The organism is Calidithermus timidus DSM 17022 (assembly GCF_000373205.1).
Classification (GTDB): domain Bacteria; phylum Deinococcota; class Deinococci; order Deinococcales; family Thermaceae; genus Calidithermus; species Calidithermus timidus.
The window spans coordinates 136,608-153,349 of record NZ_KB890688.1; the positions used below are offsets into that span (position 1 = coordinate 136,608).

Annotated in this window: 13 protein-coding genes; 5 read left to right on the forward strand and 8 right to left on the reverse strand. The window is 65.4% G+C overall.

Annotation, left to right across the window (positions count from 1 at the left end; translation table 11 throughout):
- Positions 1–86: 86 nt before the first annotated feature.
- Complete coding sequence (gene acnA, locus B047_RS0103870; RefSeq protein WP_018465641.1) at positions 87–2,825, reverse strand: aconitate hydratase AcnA; 2,739 nt, start codon at positions 2,823–2,825, stop codon at positions 87–89.
- Positions 2,826–3,148: 323 nt separating this feature from the next.
- On the opposite strand from acnA, the gene B047_RS0103875 reads away from it, so the two are divergent.
- Complete coding sequence (locus B047_RS0103875) at positions 3,149–3,661, forward strand: hypothetical protein (RefSeq protein ID WP_018465642.1); 513 nt, start codon at positions 3,149–3,151, stop codon at positions 3,659–3,661.
- 76 nt (positions 3,662–3,737) lie between these two features.
- Here the strand turns inward: B047_RS0103875 and B047_RS0103880 are convergent, their stop codons facing one another.
- Positions 3,738–3,947, reverse strand: a complete 210-nt coding sequence (locus B047_RS0103880) for a heavy-metal-associated domain-containing protein (RefSeq protein WP_018465643.1) — start codon at positions 3,945–3,947, stop codon at positions 3,738–3,740.
- Between the two features lie 5 nt (positions 3,948–3,952).
- Positions 3,953–4,405, reverse strand: coding sequence for a DUF1999 family protein (locus tag B047_RS0103885; RefSeq protein ID WP_018465644.1), 453 nt, complete (start codon positions 4,403–4,405; stop codon positions 3,953–3,955).
- 130 nt (positions 4,406–4,535) lie between these two features.
- Here B047_RS0103885 and B047_RS0103890 point away from each other — a divergent pair, with 130 nt between their 5' ends.
- The 4 genes from B047_RS0103890 to murJ all read left to right on the forward strand — a co-directional run bounded on the left by B047_RS0103890 (position 4,536) and on the right by murJ (position 11,041).
- Positions 4,536–5,264: a hypothetical protein gene (locus B047_RS0103890; RefSeq protein WP_211209125.1), complete on the forward strand. Its 729-nt coding sequence runs from the start codon at positions 4,536–4,538 to the stop codon at positions 5,262–5,264.
- A gap of 201 nt (positions 5,265–5,465) precedes the next feature.
- Positions 5,466–6,620, forward strand: coding sequence for a metallophosphoesterase family protein (locus B047_RS0103895; protein ID WP_018465646.1), 1,155 nt, complete (start codon positions 5,466–5,468; stop codon positions 6,618–6,620).
- 70 nt (positions 6,621–6,690) lie between these two features.
- Positions 6,691–9,423, forward strand: coding sequence for an AAA family ATPase (locus tag B047_RS0103900; RefSeq protein ID WP_018465647.1), 2,733 nt, complete (start codon positions 6,691–6,693; stop codon positions 9,421–9,423).
- Positions 9,424–9,562: 139 nt separating this feature from the next.
- Positions 9,563–11,041 carry a murein biosynthesis integral membrane protein MurJ gene (gene murJ / locus B047_RS0103905; RefSeq protein ID WP_018465648.1) on the forward strand — a complete coding sequence of 493 codons (1,479 nt, stop codon included), beginning with the start codon at positions 9,563–9,565 and terminating at the stop codon, positions 11,039–11,041.
- A gap of 1 nt (position 11,042) precedes the next feature.
- On the opposite strand, the gene B047_RS0103910 is transcribed toward murJ, so the two are convergent.
- The 5 genes from B047_RS0103910 to B047_RS0103930 form a co-directional block, all read right to left on the reverse strand.
- Entirely contained in the window at positions 11,043–11,330 is a 288-nt protein-coding gene (locus tag B047_RS0103910) for a hypothetical protein (protein ID WP_018465649.1), read from the reverse strand.
- A gap of 86 nt (positions 11,331–11,416) precedes the next feature.
- Positions 11,417–13,891: a hypothetical protein gene (locus tag B047_RS0103915; RefSeq protein WP_018465650.1), complete on the reverse strand. Its 2,475-nt coding sequence runs from the start codon at positions 13,889–13,891 to the stop codon at positions 11,417–11,419.
- Positions 13,892–13,962: 71 nt separating this feature from the next.
- A complete protein-coding gene (gene aspS, locus B047_RS0103920) occupies positions 13,963–15,234 on the reverse strand; it encodes an aspartate--tRNA(Asn) ligase (protein ID WP_026234559.1) in 1,272 nt (423 codons plus the stop codon).
- A 180-nt stretch (positions 15,235–15,414) separates the two neighbouring features.
- A complete protein-coding gene (locus tag B047_RS0103925; RefSeq protein ID WP_018465652.1) occupies positions 15,415–15,891 on the reverse strand; it encodes an HRDC domain-containing protein in 477 nt (158 codons plus the stop codon).
- A gap of 32 nt (positions 15,892–15,923) precedes the next feature.
- Positions 15,924–16,688: a TatD family hydrolase gene (locus B047_RS0103930; protein ID WP_018465653.1), complete on the reverse strand. Its 765-nt coding sequence runs from the start codon at positions 16,686–16,688 to the stop codon at positions 15,924–15,926.
- Positions 16,689–16,742: the final 54 nt, after the last annotated feature.

Genomic DNA, 16,742 nt, shown 5'->3' on the forward strand with positions numbered 1-16,742 from the left:
TATCTTTTTGAATCCGATCGCGGTGTGCGGCGTAAATTACCGCCTACAGCCGCATGCGGCTGTAGGCGGTATTCGTGGGAAGCGCTCTAGGCCTTGGCTTTTTCCTCGAGCATGTTCTTCAGCACCGCTTGGAGGATGCCGCCGTTCTTGTAGTAGTCCACCTCTACCGGGGTGTCGATGCGGGCGGTCACCTTGAAGCTGACCTCGCTGCCATCGGCTCTGCGGGCGACGACGGTGAGCTCCTTGCCGGGGGTGAGGTCGTCGAGGCCCAGGATGTCATAGACCTCGTAGCCGGTGAGGCCTAAGGAAGCCGCGTTGGCTCCGGCCTTGAACTCCAAAGGCAGCACGCCCATGCCCACCAGGTTGCTTCGGTGGATGCGCTCGAAGCTTTGGGCGATGACGGCCTTTACGCCCAGCAAGTAGGTGCCCTTGGCGGCCCAGTCGCGGCTAGAGCCGTTGCCGTACTCGATCCCACCGATCACGATCAGCGGCACGCCCTCGGCCTTGTACTGCATGGCCGCGTCGTAGACGAACATTTGCTCGCCGCTTCCGGGCTCGCTACCCACCTCGCTCTTGGGCAACTTCTTGGTGTATCCGCCCTCCACGCCCTCGAGCATCAGGTTGCGGATGCGGATGTTGGCGAAGGTGCCACGCATCATCACCTCGTGGTTGCCGCGCCGGCTGCCGTAGGAGTTGAAATCGGCGGGCTCTACCCCATGACTCATGAGGTAGCGGGCAGCGGGGGAGTTCTTGGCGATGTTGCCGGCGGGGGAGATGTGGTCGGTGGTGATGGAGTCGCCCAGCAGCAGCAGCACGCGGGCACCTTTGATGTCGGAGATTTCGCGGGTGGCGCCCAGGTTCTCGAAGAAGGGGGGATTTTGGATGTAGGTGCTGGAGGGATCGAACTGGTAAAGCTGGCCGGTGGGGGCGGGGAGGGCTTTCCAGCGCTCGTCGCCTTCGAAGACGGTGGCGTACTGGCGACGGAACATCTCGGCGTCGAGGGTCTTGTGGACGACTTCCCTGATCTCCTCCTGGCTGGGCCAGATGTCCTTGAGGAAGACCGGTTTACCGTTGGGGTCGTAGCCCAAAGGCTCGCTGGTGAAGTCGATGTCTATGCGCCCGGCCAGGGCATAGGCCACCACCAGCATGGGCGAGGCCAGGTAGTTGGCCTTGACGTCGGGGTTCACGCGCCCCTCGAAGTTGCGGTTGCCCGAGAGCACCGCCGCCACCACCAGGTCGCCCTCCTTCACCCCCTTGGAGATTTCCTCGGGTAGGGGGCCGGAGTTGCCGATGCAGGTGGTGCAGCCGTAGCCCACGGTGTGGAACTTGAGGGCCTCGAGGAAGGGCGTGAGCCCGGCGGCGTCGAGGTACTCGGTGACCACCTTGGAGCCAGGGGCCAGGCTCGACTTGACCCAGGGCTGGGTGGAGAGACCGGCTTCCACCGCTTTCTTGGCCAGCAGGCCCGCGCCCAGCATCACCGAGGGGTTGGAGGTGTTGGTGCAAGAGGTGATCGCGGCGATCACCACCGAGCCGTGGGTGAGCTCAAACTCGTCGCGGCCCCGCCGGACCACCACCTTGCGCCCCAGTTGCTCGGGGGAGAGGCCGAAGCCGCGTTCCTTGACGTCCTTGGTCAGGTGCTCGCGGAAGGAGCGCTTGACGTCGGAGAGGTTGACGCGGTCCTGCGGGCGCTTGGGGCCAGCGAGGGCGGGGATCACGGTGGAGAGGTCGAGCTCGAGGTGTTCGCTGTAGACCGGGGCCGCATCGTCGGTGCGCCACAGCCCGGTGGCCTTGGCGTAGCGCTCCACCAGGTCTACGAGCTCGTCGGGCCGCCCGGTGAGGCGCAGATAGGCCAGGGTCTCCTCGTCGATGGGGAAGAAGCCCATCGTCGCGCCGTACTCCGGGCTCATGTTGGCGATGGTCGCGCGGTCGGCCAGGGGCAGCTTGGAGACGCCGGGGCCGTAGAACTCCACGAACTTGCCCACCGCGCCGTGTTTGCGAATCATCTCGGTCACGCGCAGCACCAAGTCGGTGGCGGTGGCGCCTTCGGGCAGCTCGCCGTAGAGCTTGAAGCCGATCACCCTGGGGGCGAGCATGTAGTAGGGCTGGCCCAGCATCACCGCCTCGGCCTCGATGCCGCCCACGCCCCAGCCCAGCACGCCCAGGCCGTTGATCATGGTGGTGTGGCTGTCGGTGCCCACCAGCGAGTCGGGGAAGGCGTAGGTGCGACCATCCTCGCCCTGCTGGCGCATGACCACGCTGGCGAGGTACTCGAGGTTGACCTGGTGTACGATGCCGGTGCCCGGCGGCACCGCACGGAAGCCCTTGAGCGCGTTCTGGCCCCACTTGATGAGCCGGTAGCGCTCCTCGTTGCGCTTGTACTCCAGCTCGACGTTCTGGGCGAAGGCGTAAGCGGTGCCGAAGAAGTCCACCTGCACCGAGTGGTCGATCACCAGGTCCACGGGGACAGTGGGGTTGATCATCTCGGGGTCACCCCCCAGCCTGGCGACCGCCTCGCGCATGGCGGCGAGGTCCACGACCGCCGGGACGCCGGTGAAGTCCTGCAAAATCACCCGCGCTAGCATCAAGGGCACGTTGACCTCGCCGGGGTCGGGCTGCCACTTCGCCAGCGCGACCACGTCGTCTTTGGTGACTTTGTAGCCGTCTTCGTTACGCAGCAGGCTCTCCAGCATCACCCGGATGGAGAAAGGAAGCTTGGACACCTGGGCGATGCCCTGCCGCTCGAGTTCCAGGATGTCGTAGTAGAACACCTCGCCCGCCTTGGTGGACAGGCTCTTGCGTGCGCCGAATTCGTCGCGGTAAGCCATATACACTCCTCTCTTCGCTCAAACCAACACGAAAGCCAAGCCGAATACCCACGATTCTACGCCCACTGCCTCGCCGGCCACATTGGGCTGGATTACGTAAGAGCCCCTGAGAGGGCTGGCGAAAGCGCGGCGGACGACCGCATGGGTTTTCGGGGGTCTGGTTTCGGTGCCAGGGCGGGTGCGCCCAACCTCAAGCGCACTGATTTTAAGCCCTCCGCCGCTTTGCGCGCAATGCCGCGGCGCGCGAGGTGATGTGAGCCTCGGCCTGGCGAAGGTTGATTTGCCGGGGTCCCTCTGGGTGGGCGAAATAAAATGACGGCAGTATGGATCAGCCTTACCGCCTGGATCAGGGAATCTATATTGAGAGCGTCAATGTCCTGCTGCCCTGGTTGTGTGTCAGTGGCACCGCCCGCATGCACTTGGGCCTGGAGAACTACCGCACCGACAAGCGTACGCTGGTGTGGGAGGGGCAGCGGATTCTGGGGGGTATCCCGGTGGGCTTGCACTGCAAGTTCGTGCGTTTGGAGCATGAGGACCAGACCGAGCCCCGCCGCCTGCGTTACGCGCAATTCTTCCCCGACCTCAAGCAACTCGAGGTCGATGCCCAGCAAGCTTTTGCCCTGATCAGACAGCACCTCTCCCGGCAGTTAGGTACTCCCCACGTCTCCTCGAACGGTGGCGTGCTCTATCCCTTCGCCGAGTGGGAGTGGGACAAATTCGCCGTGACCCTCAAGCTCACCGGGCGGGAGCCCAACCAGGTATGTGTGGGCGAGCTGTGGAAGAAGCCTATTCCGCGGGGGGTGCTCGAGTTCACCCGTATGGATAGCCCGGAGTAGCTCGATCGTCGAACCTTTGCACCAAAAGGGCCCACCGCGTGGACCGTGCTGTAGGGACTGTTCGTGGAGACCGGTATCACAACATCCCGGCCAGGAAGCCCTGCTCACGGATGCTGCGGATGAGGTCCATGACGGTGAGCCGGTAGGGGTCGTACTCCACCTCGACCTGCCCCAGCGTGGCCTGGTCGGCTCGCTGTACCCCCTCGAGGGCCCGCAGGGCGCCGAGAATCTTTTCCATCTGCTCGGGTAGCTCCACGCCGCGAATGCCAATCAAGACCCGGTTCATGGCTGTCATTCTAAAACCCCCGACACTTCGCCCCGTTCGCCCCGGCTGCCCAGCACCCGCACCCCCAGCACCAGGGGACCTAGCTGGAAGCCATGGTCCTGCAGGGCCTGGCGCATGGTCTGGTTGTCGGGATCGACGTGGATCGCCACCTCATAGACCCCGGCGTCGTAGGCCGACTTGACCACCGCCCCCAACAGGGCCCGGGTAGCCGCATCGCTGCGTGAGAGCAGCCGGGTGATGAGCACCGTGACCTGATCGCCCTGCCACACCGCCTGTGCCAGGGCCACGCCCATGATCTCCTCGGCTTCTAAGGCTACAAAGGAGTGGCCGCTGCGGGAGAAGAAGCGCAGGGCCCCCGGGGTACAGCGGTAGCGGTGGGCGGGTTGTTGGCCCAGAAGCTCGCGCTCGAGAGCCGCCAGGGGCTCGAAGTCGGATTCCTGGATGTCGCGGCAGACCATGGGATCAGCCTAACGCAAAACGCAAGGCCGCCGATCGGCCCTTCCCACCGCGCTTCTGAATTCCTCGCCCCCGTAACGCTCTTCAGCTATGCTTTAGTTGCGATGCAGAGGATATAGCCAGTGCATATAATTGCGCTGGTCTTACCAGGCTATGCAGCTCCCCAGCCCCACTCGAGAGTTCCCCGCTTCCTCGCTGCTGCTCAATTACCGTCCGGTGTTGAGCGGGCGGATCGTCCTGCCGCGCATCGGTCGCCCGGTGGCCGAGATGATCCTCAAGGTGAGCGCCTCGGCCTCGAGGCCCGAGGTGGGGCAGTCGGTGGTGCTGGACATGGAGTACGGCCCCGAGTTCTACATGAGCGTGCTGTCGGTGTTGGAGGACCAGGGTGTGTGGCGCTTGCGGTTGGTGAGCGGCAGTGGAGGGCTCTCGCGCGACGTTCCGGCCAGGCGCTATGGCCGGGTAAGGGCCACCCAGGTGATCGAGGACCTGCTGGCTGAGGTGGACGAGCGCATTGGCAGTGTGCAAACCACGGCGGTGCTGCCCGACTGGTACCGCCAGGAAGGCGTGGCCTACCAGGCCCTCGAGGCCTTGATGGTCAACCTCAACAAGACCTGGCGCATGGACAACAAGGGAGTGGTTTGGGTGGGCGAGGAGACCTGGCCCGTCTATGCCGAGAAGGTTCCGCTGGCTGAGTATTACCTACACCAGGCCAAGGTCCGCCTCGAGGGCCTGCAGCCCTGCCTGACCCCAGGGGTCGAACTCTTCGCCTGCGGCCCCGGCTTCGACGGCAAGGTGGGTCGGGTCGAGCGGGTGATCCACCACTTCGGCCTCGAGTCCTACACCGAGGTGCTGTGCTGGTGATGAGCGCTCCATAGGCCGCGCGTCTTGGGTAAGTCGGCGTTTGGCGCTTGCTGTACGGCCTCGAGCGTAAACGCCCGTACAGGTACATCCCTATCCACCCCGGATTCGCGCTGTCCCTCAGGGTGGGGGGCTGGTCACTACGGGGTACAGGGGTTTCTACGAGGCTGTACTTAGTGCCATATGAAGTAACCTAATACGGTAATGCGGATTCTGCACACTGCTGATTGGCATCTGGGCAAGCTGCTCAAGGGCACCGAGCGAACCGGCGAGATTGCGGCGGCGCTGGAAGAATTGCTCAAGCTGGTTCGTTCTGAGCGCATCGAGCTGGTGCTGGTCGCGGGCGACCTCTTCGACCGGCCCCAGGTCACCACCGAGGCTGAGGCCGCGGCCTTCGGCTTTTTCTACCGGCTTCAGGAAATGAAGGTTCCGGCGTTGGTGGTCGCGGGAAACCACGACTCGAGGGAGCGCCTGGAGGCCATCGCACCCCTGCTCTCGCTGGCCGGGGCTACCGTGAGGGGCGAGGTCCGGCTGGCGGGCCGGGGCGGGGTGGTGGAGGTGACGGGTGGGAAGGCCATCATGCTGCCCTTTTTGTCCGAGCGGCGCTTGGTCAAGGCCCAGATGCTGCTCGAGGGCGACGGCACCTTGTGGAAGGGGGTTTACTCCGAGGGGATGAAGAAGGTCTTCGCCAACCTGGCCACCGAGCTGGGAGGAGGCATCAACTTGATGTTGGCCCACCTCACCGTCGAGGGCAGCCGCTTGGGCGGGGGTGAGTTTGAGTTTTACTGCACCAACAGCTACGCCGTGGAGAAGTCGGCCTTTCCCCAGCAGCTCACCTACGTGGCGCTGGGCCACATCCATCGCCAGCAGCAGGTTTCGGAAGCCCCGGTGGCCTGGTATCCGGGTTCGCTGGTGCAGCTCGACTTCGGCGAGGGGGAAACCGCGCCCCGTGGAGCGCTGATCGTCGAGGTAGAGGCCGGGGTGCCGCCCAAGGTTCACCCAGTCGAAGCCCGTTGGGGCAAGCCGCTACGCACCTTCCGCCTGAGGCTGGAAGACCTCGACCGCCGCCTGGAGGAGATCGAGACCTTCCCCGGTTGGGCCAAGCTGGTGATCGAGGGGCGGGGCAACCCGCGGCTGCGCGAGGACCTGTTCCGCCGCTTCCCCCACTTGCTGGACGTGATCTTCGAAGTGCCCGAGGCTGAGCGTGACGGGATCCAGGCCCCGGTGCCCGAGGAATGGGACTGGCTCGAGGCCTATGGCGAGTACTCGCGCCAGACCTACGCCACCGAGCCGGATGAGAGCCTACTCAGGGCTTTCCAGCAGGTCTACGAGGAAGTTCACGCGGGGGAAGGGGTATGACGCCGAGGGCTGAACGCCGAACGCAAGACGCTAACCGCATTGGTGCTCGGCGGACCTCGGGGAGGTCCTTATGAGGCCCCTCAAGTTGCGGGTGCAGGGGTTTGGCTCATACCTCGAGTCGCAGGAGATCCAGTTCGACGACGTCGAACTTTTCGCCATCACCGGACCGACGGGGGCGGGGAAGAGCACCTTGCTGGACGCGATTACCTTCGCGCTTTACCGCGAGACGCCGCGGGCGGGGGCCAAGGGGCACGACAGCCTGCGCCACCCGGCGGCTGAGCAGGCCAAGGTCGAACTCGAGTTCAGCCTCCCCGAGCCGACCGGCTCCATCCAGGCCTGGCGCGTCGTGCGGGTGATCGGCAAGGAGAATCAGGGTCGTCTGGAGTATCTCGAGCGCGGAGAGTGGCGTGTTCACCCCGCCTCGGAGAAGGTGAGCACGCTCAACAACCAGGTGCTGGCCTTGCTGGGGGGGATGGACTTCTCCACCTTCACCCGTTCAATCCTGCTGCCGCAGGGCCAGTTCGACCTCTTCCTGCGGGGGGTGCCCAGGGAGCGGCGTGAGCTGCTGATGAAGCTTTACGGCCTCGAGCGCCTGCGGGACATGCGCGAGCGGGTGGGAGAACACCTCAAGGAGGCTCGGGAGAAGTTGGGGCGGCTGGAGGGAGAGCTGCAGGGGCTTGGCGAAGCCGAAGAAAGCCGCCTGGAGGCCATGCGCGATGAGATCCGGCAGCTCGAGGCCGAGGAGATTCGGCTCACCCGCGAGGCCGAGCGTGCCCAAGGGGCCTTGACCGAGGCCGAGAAGCGCCACGAGAAATTTGGCGAGCTGGAGGGCCTGCGGCGAAGGCGGCGCACCTGGGAGGGCCAACAGGAGGAGATGGGGCGCCTGCGGGAGCGCTTGGAGCGCGCCGATCAGGCTGAGCGGGTGTGGCCCCAGGTGGAGGGTGTAGAGGTGGCCCGCAAAGAGGCCGAGGCCGCCCAGGGCGACCTGGCGCGACGGCAGGAGGGGCTCGAGCGCCTGCGGGGTGAGGTGGAGGGGCTGCGCGGGCGCTGCGACCCGGCGGCGCTCGAGGCCGCTAAGAGCGAGCTCGCCCGGCTGCCGGTGCTGGAGGCCATGGAAACCCGGCTCACCCGCTACGGCGGGAGCCTGAGCCTGTCGAGGCCCGATCCCCTGCCCTTCGACGAAGACCGGCTCGAGACCCTGCGCGAGGCCGAACGGCGGTGGGGAGAGTTGAAGAAGCTCGAGGCCCAGCTCGCCCGCTTGGAAGGGGAACTGGCCCAGGAGCAGTCCCGCCTGGAGGAGCGGCAGGCGGAAAAGACCCGCCTTGAAGCCGACCTCGAGCGCCTGAAGGAGGAGGGACAGGAGGCCGCCAAGCTCCACGCGCAGGCCAAGGCCGCGCTCGAGCAGGCTCAGCAGAAAGCCGGCGTCCTCGCGCACCGCCACCTGCTCCGCGCCGGCGAGGCCTGCCCGCTGTGCGAGCAGACGGTGACGGTGCTCCCCCCGCCGAGGGAGCTGCCCGACCTGGAGCGGCTGGGCCTCGAGCTTGCTCGAGCCGAGCAGCGGCTGCAGGAGCTTCGCAATGCTTTCCAGGAGAAGCGGGGCTCGCTCAAGGTCCTTGCGCAGAGCCTGCCCGAGGAACAGGAGCGGCTTTTGGCGCCCTTGCGGGAACGCGAGCGGCTAGCGGACGAGCTTCGGCAGCTCAGGTCTGGCCTTTTCGGCTCGCCGGAGGCGCTGGCGGACGAGCGAATTCGCATGCTGGCTGGCCTTGCAGAGGAAATCCGCCAGGCTACGGGGGGAGAGGGGGTGGGGCGCTTCAAGGTGGGGTTGCAGAAGCGGGTGGCCGAACTCCAGGCCGCTCAGGAGCGTCTGGCTGAAGCCGAGGCCCGCCTGGTGGAGGCCGAGCGCCAGCTTGCGGCCCAGGGTCAGGTGCTCCAGGAACGCCAGCGCGCGCTCGGACGCCTAGAGACCAGCCTGGCTTCACTCCTGAGCGAGACCGGCTTCGACGGGCTCGAGGCCGTCCGCGCGGCCCGCCTGAGCGCCGCCGAGCGCCAGGCCCTCCAGCAGCGTCGCCAGGAGCACGAGCGCGAGGGCGTGCTCATCGCCGAGGGGCTCAGGCGGCTGGAGCGGGAGCTGGAGGGGCTAAAGCCCGTGGATGAGGCGACCGTGCGCCTTCAGCGCGAAGCCCTGGAGACCCTGCGCCGGCAGGCCCGCGCCGCTCACGGCAGAGCCGAAGGGCTCAAGGCCGATCTCAAGCGCGCCGAAGACCAGCTTCGCCGCCGCCGCGAGCTCGAGGCCCAGCAGGCCGGGCTGGTGCGCGAGGTGGACGTGTGGGAGCGGCTCGAGCGCGACCTGCGGGGCGACCGCTTCCAGGACTTTCTTCTCGAGCGCTACCAGTCGGGCTTGCTCCAGCGGGCCAGCGAACTCATGAACGAGCTTTCGCAAGGACGCTACGCCTTCCGCCTGGAGGACAGCGAGTACGCCGTCGAGGACCGCTGGACCGAGTCGGTGCGCACGGTACGCACGCTGTCGGGTGGCGAGAGCTTCCTGGCCTCTTTATCGCTCGCGCTCTCCCTCTCCGAACACCTCTCCAAAGGGCGCATGGGTGCGCTGTTCCTCGACGAGGGCTTCGGTACGCTGGACGCGGAGACCCTCGAGCAGGTCGCGGGGGTGCTGGAAGCCCTGCCCACACGGGGCCGGTTGGTGGGGGTGGTAACCCACGTAGAAGCCCTCGCCGAGCGCTTACCCGCCAGGCTCAGGGTGGAGAAGAGCCCTGCCGGGAGTAGGCTTCGCTGGTCGGACGACTGAGTGGCCTTATACCAGATTCGGTTAGTTTGTCACCGAATGGTGACGAACTAACCCGACCGAAGGGAGTGCTCTGGGTTTTGGTTTTGAAGAGTATCTTTTTGAATCCGGTATTAGAATAGCCGCCTGGGTTGGTGCTGCCTTGTCGAGTCGAATCCTGCGCAATGCCGCTATCACCATGCTGGGCACCTTCTCGAGCCGCGTGCTGGGGTTGGTGCGCCAGATCGTCATCAACAACCTGTTTGCGCCCCTCCTGACCGACGCCTTCAACATCGCTACGCGGGTTCCCAATCTCTTTCGCGAACTCGTGGCCGAGGGAGCGGTTACCAACGCCCTGGTACCGGTCCTGAGCGCCCTCCCAGCCGAAGAAGGCGAGGTCTTCAAGCGGCGCTTCGCTGCGCTGCTGTTTACCCTCAACCTGTTGCTGTTGGGTCTGGGGCTGTTGCTGGCCCCCTGGGTCGCGGATTGGCTGGTGGACTCCTCGAGCCCCTTCGCCCATGGCTCCAACTTCGAACTGCTGGTCTACCAGATTCGCCTGGTGATGCCATTCTTGCTGTTCATTTCGATGGCCGCCTTGTTCTCGGCCTTTCTGCAGTCTCAAGAGCGCTTTGGGCTGGTGGCCTTCGCCCCGCTGGCGCTCAACGTGGTTTCGATCATCATCATGCTGATCTGGCCGGGGAGCGCTACTGCGTTGGCGCTGTCTTACACCCTCGGGGCGATGGTGCAGGCGGCGGTGCTGCTGCCTTCGCTCAAGGGGTTTCGGCTGGAGTTGAAGGGGCACAGCGCCATCCGGGACGCCCTGTGGCGCATGGGGCCCTTTGCCTTCACCACCAGCCTGCGTCAGTTCCTCAACCTGGTGCTGACCAACGTCCTCACCCGCTATGCAGTGGGGGCCCAGACCGCGTTCATCAACGCGGAGGTGATCTTCCAGACGGCGCTGGGCATCCTGGCCGTATCCCCGGCCATGGCCCTCTACCCCCGCCTGGCCCAGATGGGCAATGCTCAGGACTATGCGGGGATAAGAAACCTGCTCGAGCGCTCGATCGGGCGCCTGGGCGTGCTGCTGGGTTTCGCCGGGGCCATGCTGGTGGCGCTGGCTCCTTGGATCGTGGGTGCGGTCTTCTCCTTCGGCGGGCTCGACCCCACGGTGCGGAAGTTCACGGTAGCGGTGTTGTGGGCCTATGGCTTTGCCCTGCTCCCCTGGGGGATCAACCAGCTCATGCTGCGGGCCTTCTACGCCACGGGCGAGATCCGGCGAGCGGTGCAGGTTTCGGCGGCCATCTTTGCCCTCAACACCCTAGGTTACTGGCTCCTGCGCGATGCGGGGTTGTTCTGGCTCAACCTCTCTACGGCGGTGGCCGGTCTGGTGGGCCTTCTGGCTTACGTGGGGCGGCTCGAGCGGATGTCGATCCTCTCGGTGCGCTGGTTGTTGAGGCTGCTGCTGAAGGTTGTGGGTGCGGCGGCTCCGGCGGGGCTGCTGGCCCATGTGGCGGCCCGTCCCTTCGGCGCGCCCGAACTCTTCCTCAACAACTTGCCCCCCCTGCTGCTGGGGGGGCTGGTGGGGGTGGGCGTGTTCGTCGCGTTTGCGCGCTTGCTGCGCTTGCCCCTGCGCCTGGGCTGATTCAGGCGGCCTGCTCGGTGGGGGAGGCGCTGACGTAGGCTTTCCCCTGACAGTGGCGACATACGAAGCCCTGGGCTTCTTCCTCCGGGCATTTGGGGCAGGGCTCGAGCACCTCCCCGCTGAGGCAGTCTTTGACCCGAAGCAACCTCCAGCCCGTCTTCTCGCAGAGCTGTTCGGCGCAGCACAGGGCTTTGGAAAGCCGTGGGGCTTCCCTGTGGGAGAGTAAGACCTCAAACGGCTCACCGGCGTTCTCGAAGCAGATCACGAAGCTGACTTGATCCGAACCCATTGCCTCCTCCAAAAAGCGGTAGCGGTAGCTCGGGGGGCTACTGCTTTAGAGCTTATGACTCGAGGCTAAAATGAAGCCAAAATCGCTCAGCCGCGCAGTTCTCGCAGAGCTTCGGCCATGCTGCGCCGCGCCTTGGCCGCCATCTCCGGGTTGTCGAGCTTTTCATAGGCGGCGATGAGCCCCTGCCAGGCACGCTCGGAGTATGGATCGAGGGCGAGGGCGTGGCGGTAGGCCACCAGCGCCAAGGACGTGTTCTCCCCTTGCTGCTGCTCGGCCAGCGTCGCCCACAGCTCGTGCTGGTAACGCTCGACCTCGGAGCGCTCGAGGGGAAAGAGCTCGGCCAGCTCGGGAAGCCAGGGTTCGCTGTGACGCTGGATGAAATCCTCGAGCCCCGGCCCGGGGGTTTCCAAAAATGCCCTGGCCTGCTTGACAAACTCCACATAGTCGAGCACGACGGGGAAGTTGAGCGACAGTTGGTGCTTGCTCGAGCTGATGAGCTGGGGGAGGAACAGGCTCCTCAGCTTGGAAACGGCGTTTTGGAGTGAATCGAGTGGATGGTTCAGCTCTGTCCACAACCACTCGGCCAGCATCTCGCGCTTTTGTGGCCGGGAGTGCAGGGCCAGGGCCAGTAGCAGGGCGGCGATTTTTTTGGTCGGGAAGTCGCGGAGGCCGAGGGTCTTGCCCAAGAAGGAGACCCTGAACCCCCCGAAGGTCTGGATGCTGAGGGGGAAGGCCGCCCAGCAGGATGGATCGGCCTTGATCAGGGGCAGCCAGTGATGGCTGTAGAAGGGATGCTGCAAGAGCAGCCCGTAGCCGTTGTGCTGACAGAGGCTGAGGGCCTCCCTCAGTGAGGCCAGGTCGCCTTTGAGCATGAGCAACTGGGCTACGTCGAAGGTCGCCCCGGCTTCGCGGGCTTCCTCGAGGGTGGGCTCGAGCGGGCTCAGACCTTGGCGCACGGCCTCGGTTTTATGGCTGAAGGTGATGTTGGCGGCATGGGCCAGCTCTTCCCGTGCGGCCTCGAGGTTGCCGCGCCGGAACTCGACCTGGCTGCGCACGAGGTGGGCCTCTCTGCGTAGGTCGGCTTCCTGGGTTGTGTGGAGCACGCCGCTGGCGAGGCCATAGGCCAGCTCTGGCTGTTCTTCCAGCAACGCCACCTGCGCCTGGACGACCTCGGAGTACTTCACGGTGCGCTGATTGCCCGCTTCGCTGGCCTTCAGCCTAGCCGTCTGCAGGGTCTGCTTGGCTTTCTCGAGCTCGCCGAGTTGGATGTAAGCCCGACCCATGTTGACCTGGGCCAGCGAGCCCGGGCAGATGGGAGATAAGCGGCTGAACTCGGCTAAAGCCACGAGGGGATACCCCTCGAAGACCTTGGCGTTTGCCAGGTTCTCGGCGCTCATGGCCTCTTCGACAGGGTTTCCGAGGTCACGGTACAAGGATGCGGCCTTCGCTAAAGCCTCCGCTCCCTCTCGGTAGCGGTGCAGGTGGAGCTGCGCGATTCCCAGGTTGTGCAGCAGGCGCCCGTGAACCGGGGAGACTTGGGTCTGGGCCAGGCCTCTTTTGAAGCATTCGGCGGCTATGGAATAGTTTCCCTGCATTCCATAGGCAACCCCCAGGGCGTTGATGACCCACGCCTGAAGCCTGGGAGAGGCCCGTTGCTGGAGGCTTTGCAGTCGCTGGATTGCGCCTGCGATGTCCCCCGAAGAGCGCCGCAACAGCGCGGTGAGGTATTCGTAGGCCTCGAGGTTCCGGTGGCTGGGCGGAACCTGGCTCAAGTGCTCGCGCAGGGCCTGGACTCCGCTCCTGGGGGCGTAAGTTTCGACGATGAGCTCGAGATACGCTTCCCACAGCCGGTGCTCGCGGAGGATTTCCAGGGCGGGGCTGTGCAGGTGCTTCGAGGCCAGGATTTGGGCGAGCTCGAGCGCTCGCTGCGGCGGCATGGGCTGGTGAAGGGCTCGGCGCAACAGCGCCGGCAGGCGGTAGCCCTGATCGGCGGCATAGAGCAGGCCGCGGTCGTACAACTCGGCGACGAGGCCGGGGGTGAGGCCGAGGAAGTCGTAGAGTTCGGGGATCAGGAGCGGACTCGAGGCCAGGCGACTGAGGGTGTCGCGGCTGACGTCCTTGGGAATGAAGCGCCCGAGGTGGGCTTGGGCGAGGGGATGGTGGAGCAGGGGGATGGCGTCTTGGCGCTGGGAGAGCTGCAGCGCTATGAGCAGCCCCTCGGGCCACCCTTGGCTCAGGTGGTAGCTTTCTTCGGCGTAAGCTTCGCGGGCTGTGCCGAGGGCTGCGAGCCATTCACCTTTGGTGTAGGTGAGGTCGGCCTCGTGCAAGAACAAGCCCTCATCCGGGTGGTCGAGGTGGATGGACTCGAGTTGGCGGCGCCTTTGGGGAATGAACAAGCACGCCTCCCGGCCAAGGCCGGAAGGATCCCTCACCACCAGGCGATGGTTGCGCTGCGCCCACCGGGCCAGCGCCTGCTGTCCGAAGCCCACCCCGACAGGAGCGACCACCACCCGCGGTGCGGTACGCAGCAAAGAATAGAGGCCGGGCCGCAGACCTGGCACGCTACAATTCTAAATAAAACATTAACCCGCGGTCCGCAAATACGCACATCCCCTCGCAAGGCGATAGCGCTTCAAGGCGTCAGGCGGTGACGGTCGCGGGGGAAGGCTCGTGCATAGCGCACGTTGGGTAGGCCTAGGAGTTTTTGGGTCAGGCGTTCCGCCCCGATGGCGAAGCCGCCGTGGGGAGGCATGCCGTATTTGAAGACCTCGAGGTAACCCGCGAAGCTGGCCGGGTCGTTGCCCTTTTTCTTCAGGGCTTCGATCAGCAGGTCGTATTGGTGGATGCGTTGCCCGCCGCTGGTGATCTCGAGGCCCCTGAACAGCAGGTCGTAGCCACGGGTCGCGCCCCCTTCCTCGGGATAGGCATAAAAGGGGCGTGCGGCTTGGGGGTATTTGGTGATGAAGAGGAAGTCCACGCCCCACTTCTCCTTAGCCCACTGACCCAGCATCCGCTCGGCTTCCTCGTTGAAGTCGGCGCCCACCGACATACCCAGCTCCTCGCGCAGGATCCGGCGGGCCTCGGGGTGTTCCAGACGGGGCATCTCGGCGGTGTTGGGCCATGCTACCTCCAGCGTTGCCGCCTCATCGGCTGCCACCTCGCGGGCTTCGTCGAGCATGGCCTTGAGCAGGGCCTCCTCGAGGTCGATCACGTCGTGCTCGCTTTCGATGAAGCCCATCTCCACGTCGAGGGAGAGGTACTCGTTGAGGTGGCGACTGGTGGCGTGCTGCTCGGCCCTGAAGACCGGGGCCACCTCATAGACCCGCTCGTACACGCCCACCATGATCTGCTTGTAAAGCTGGGGGGACTGGGCCAGGTAGGCCCGCTGCTCGAAGTAGTCGATGGCGAAGAGGTTGCTGCCGCCCTCGGCTCCGGCGCAGACGATCTTGGGGGTGTAGATCTCGGTGAAGCCCTGCGCGTCGAGGAAGTTGCGGAAGCCCCGCACCAGCGCGGCCTGCACCTTGAGCGCGGCGCGGGCTTTTTCCCCCCGCAGGCTCACGTAACGGTACTCGAGCAGCGTCTCGGGATTGACGCGCCACTCCTCCTTGGGAATTTCGATGGGGGAGGGCTCGAGCGCCGGGGTCAGCACCTCGAGGCCGTTGGCCAGTACTTCGTAGCCGCCGGGGGCCTTGGGGTTTTGCACCACTTGGCCCTTGACGCGCAAGCAGGACTCGGCCAGGGGGAGGTCCACACCCTTTTCCACCACCACCTGCACGATGCCGCTGCGGTCGCGCAGCAGGGCAAACTGAATGCCGCCGAGGTCGCGCTTCCAGTGCAACCAGCCTTGCAGGGTGACCTTCTCGCCGATTTTGTTGGGCACTTCCTTGACCAGTGTACGTGACATCTGCCTCTCTCCTTCGCCGCTGGCGGGAACTGAAAACCCCCCGGTACAACGGCAAGTACCGGGGGGCAGTGTCGCTACCCCCGCTATGGATTGTTGTCCCAACGGCGCAACATCTTGCCCGATAGTCTAAGTGCCACTTCTCACCAGGTCAAGGTCGGTAGCCAGACGCTTGACGGGTCACTAGCCCCCCGCTTGGGGTCTATCCGCTCTCGCCTTGCGGACAAGTGCCAGGATTTCCTCGCCGTAGCGTTCGGCCTTACGGGGGCCGAAGCCCTTGATCCGGGTGAGCTCTTCAGGGGTGGAGGGTAGGGCGTCGGCGATGGCGGCGAGCTGAGCGTCGTGGGCGATGACGTAAGGGGGCACGCCCTCGGCTTTGGCTTTTTGCCAGCGCCACTCGCGCAAAGCCTGATAGAGCCCGTCGTTGGTGGCGGTAGGGCGGGGTTTTGCAGATGCTTCGGGCAGGGGTTTCTCGAGCCGCTCCGTAGCTTTGGGGGCTTCGCCCTCGTAAAACACCAGGACCGACCACACCGGGAAGGAGCCCGAGACCAGGGCGCTGGAGACCTGGATGGGCTGGACGTGCTCGAGGAAGTCGTTGAGCCGGCTCAAGTCCAGGTTCTGCCGCTCGTCGAGGCGGATGGTGAAGCTTTGGCAACGCATGGAGACATTCTAGCTCTCCGTGGGCCGCGGCGTCAGGCGAAGGCAAAACAGCCTCGGGCGTTGGCGTCGGTGATTCGCTCCATCTCGGCGGCGCTCAGTCCGCGCACCTCGGCCAGCTTCTCGAGGGTGTGTCGCACGTAGGCCGGCTGGTTGCGCTTGCCCCGGTGGGGTTCGGGGGGCAGAAAAGGGGTGTCGGTCTCGACCAGCAGGCGCTCGAGGGGCAGTTGACGGGCCGCTTCGCGCACCAGGGTGTTCTTCTTGTAGGTGAATGGCCCCGCGAAGCTGAAGTAGGCGCCGACCTCGAGCCCCGCCTCTACCAGCGCCGGGTGCCCGCCGAAGGCGTGCAACACGACCTTAGGGGGTCGGTTGTGCTTTAGCCACTCGGCCACCTCCCGCTCGGCCTGATCGTCTTCTTTGGCGCTGCGCACGTGCAAAACGAGGGGAAGATCGAGCTCGGCGGCGAGTTCGGCCTGCCAATCCAGGGCCTGGTACTGCGCCTGGCGGCTTTGGGGAGCCCAGTAGAAGTCTAGCCCGCTCTCGCCGATGGCCCGTACCCGCTGGTGGCGGGCGAGCTCGAGGCTTTCTTGCCTGAGCTCCCGCCAGCGCGCGGCCTCGGTGGGATGGATGCCCACCGCGACCCAGACGTTGGGGGCAGAGTGGGCGATCTCGAGGTTGCGGCGCGATTTCGCGGGTTCGGTGCCGATGCTCAGCATCGCCTCGAAGCCCTGGGCCGCCTCGAGGGCCGCGGCGAGTTCGGAGGGCTCGAGATAGTCGAGGTGGCAGTGGGTGTCGGTCACGCTCAATAGCCTAACGCGACGTCGTATGCAGCCTCTACCGACATCCCCTACGAC

Excerpts from the sequence above, each read along its gene's own strand:
- acnA (WP_018465641.1), bottom strand. The coding sequence starts at position 2,825 with ATGGCTTACCGCGACGAATTCGGCGCACGCAAGAGCCTGTCCACCAAG.
- B047_RS0103875 (WP_018465642.1), top strand. The coding sequence starts at position 3,149 with ATGGATCAGCCTTACCGCCTGGATCAGGGAATCTATATTGAGAGCGTC.
- B047_RS0103880 (WP_018465643.1), bottom strand. The coding sequence starts at position 3,947 with ATGAACCGGGTCTTGATTGGCATTCGCGGCGTGGAGCTACCCGAGCAG.
- B047_RS0103885 (WP_018465644.1), bottom strand. The coding sequence starts at position 4,405 with ATGGTCTGCCGCGACATCCAGGAATCCGACTTCGAGCCCCTGGCGGCT.
- B047_RS0103895 (WP_018465646.1), top strand. The coding sequence starts at position 5,466 with ATGCGGATTCTGCACACTGCTGATTGGCATCTGGGCAAGCTGCTCAAG.
- B047_RS0103900 (WP_018465647.1), top strand. The coding sequence starts at position 6,691 with ATGAGGCCCCTCAAGTTGCGGGTGCAGGGGTTTGGCTCATACCTCGAG.
- B047_RS0103910 (WP_018465649.1), bottom strand. The coding sequence starts at position 11,330 with ATGGGTTCGGATCAAGTCAGCTTCGTGATCTGCTTCGAGAACGCCGGT.
- aspS (WP_026234559.1), bottom strand. The coding sequence starts at position 15,234 with ATGTCACGTACACTGGTCAAGGAAGTGCCCAACAAAATCGGCGAGAAG.
- B047_RS0103925 (WP_018465652.1), bottom strand. The coding sequence starts at position 15,891 with ATGCGTTGCCAAAGCTTCACCATCCGCCTCGACGAGCGGCAGAACCTG.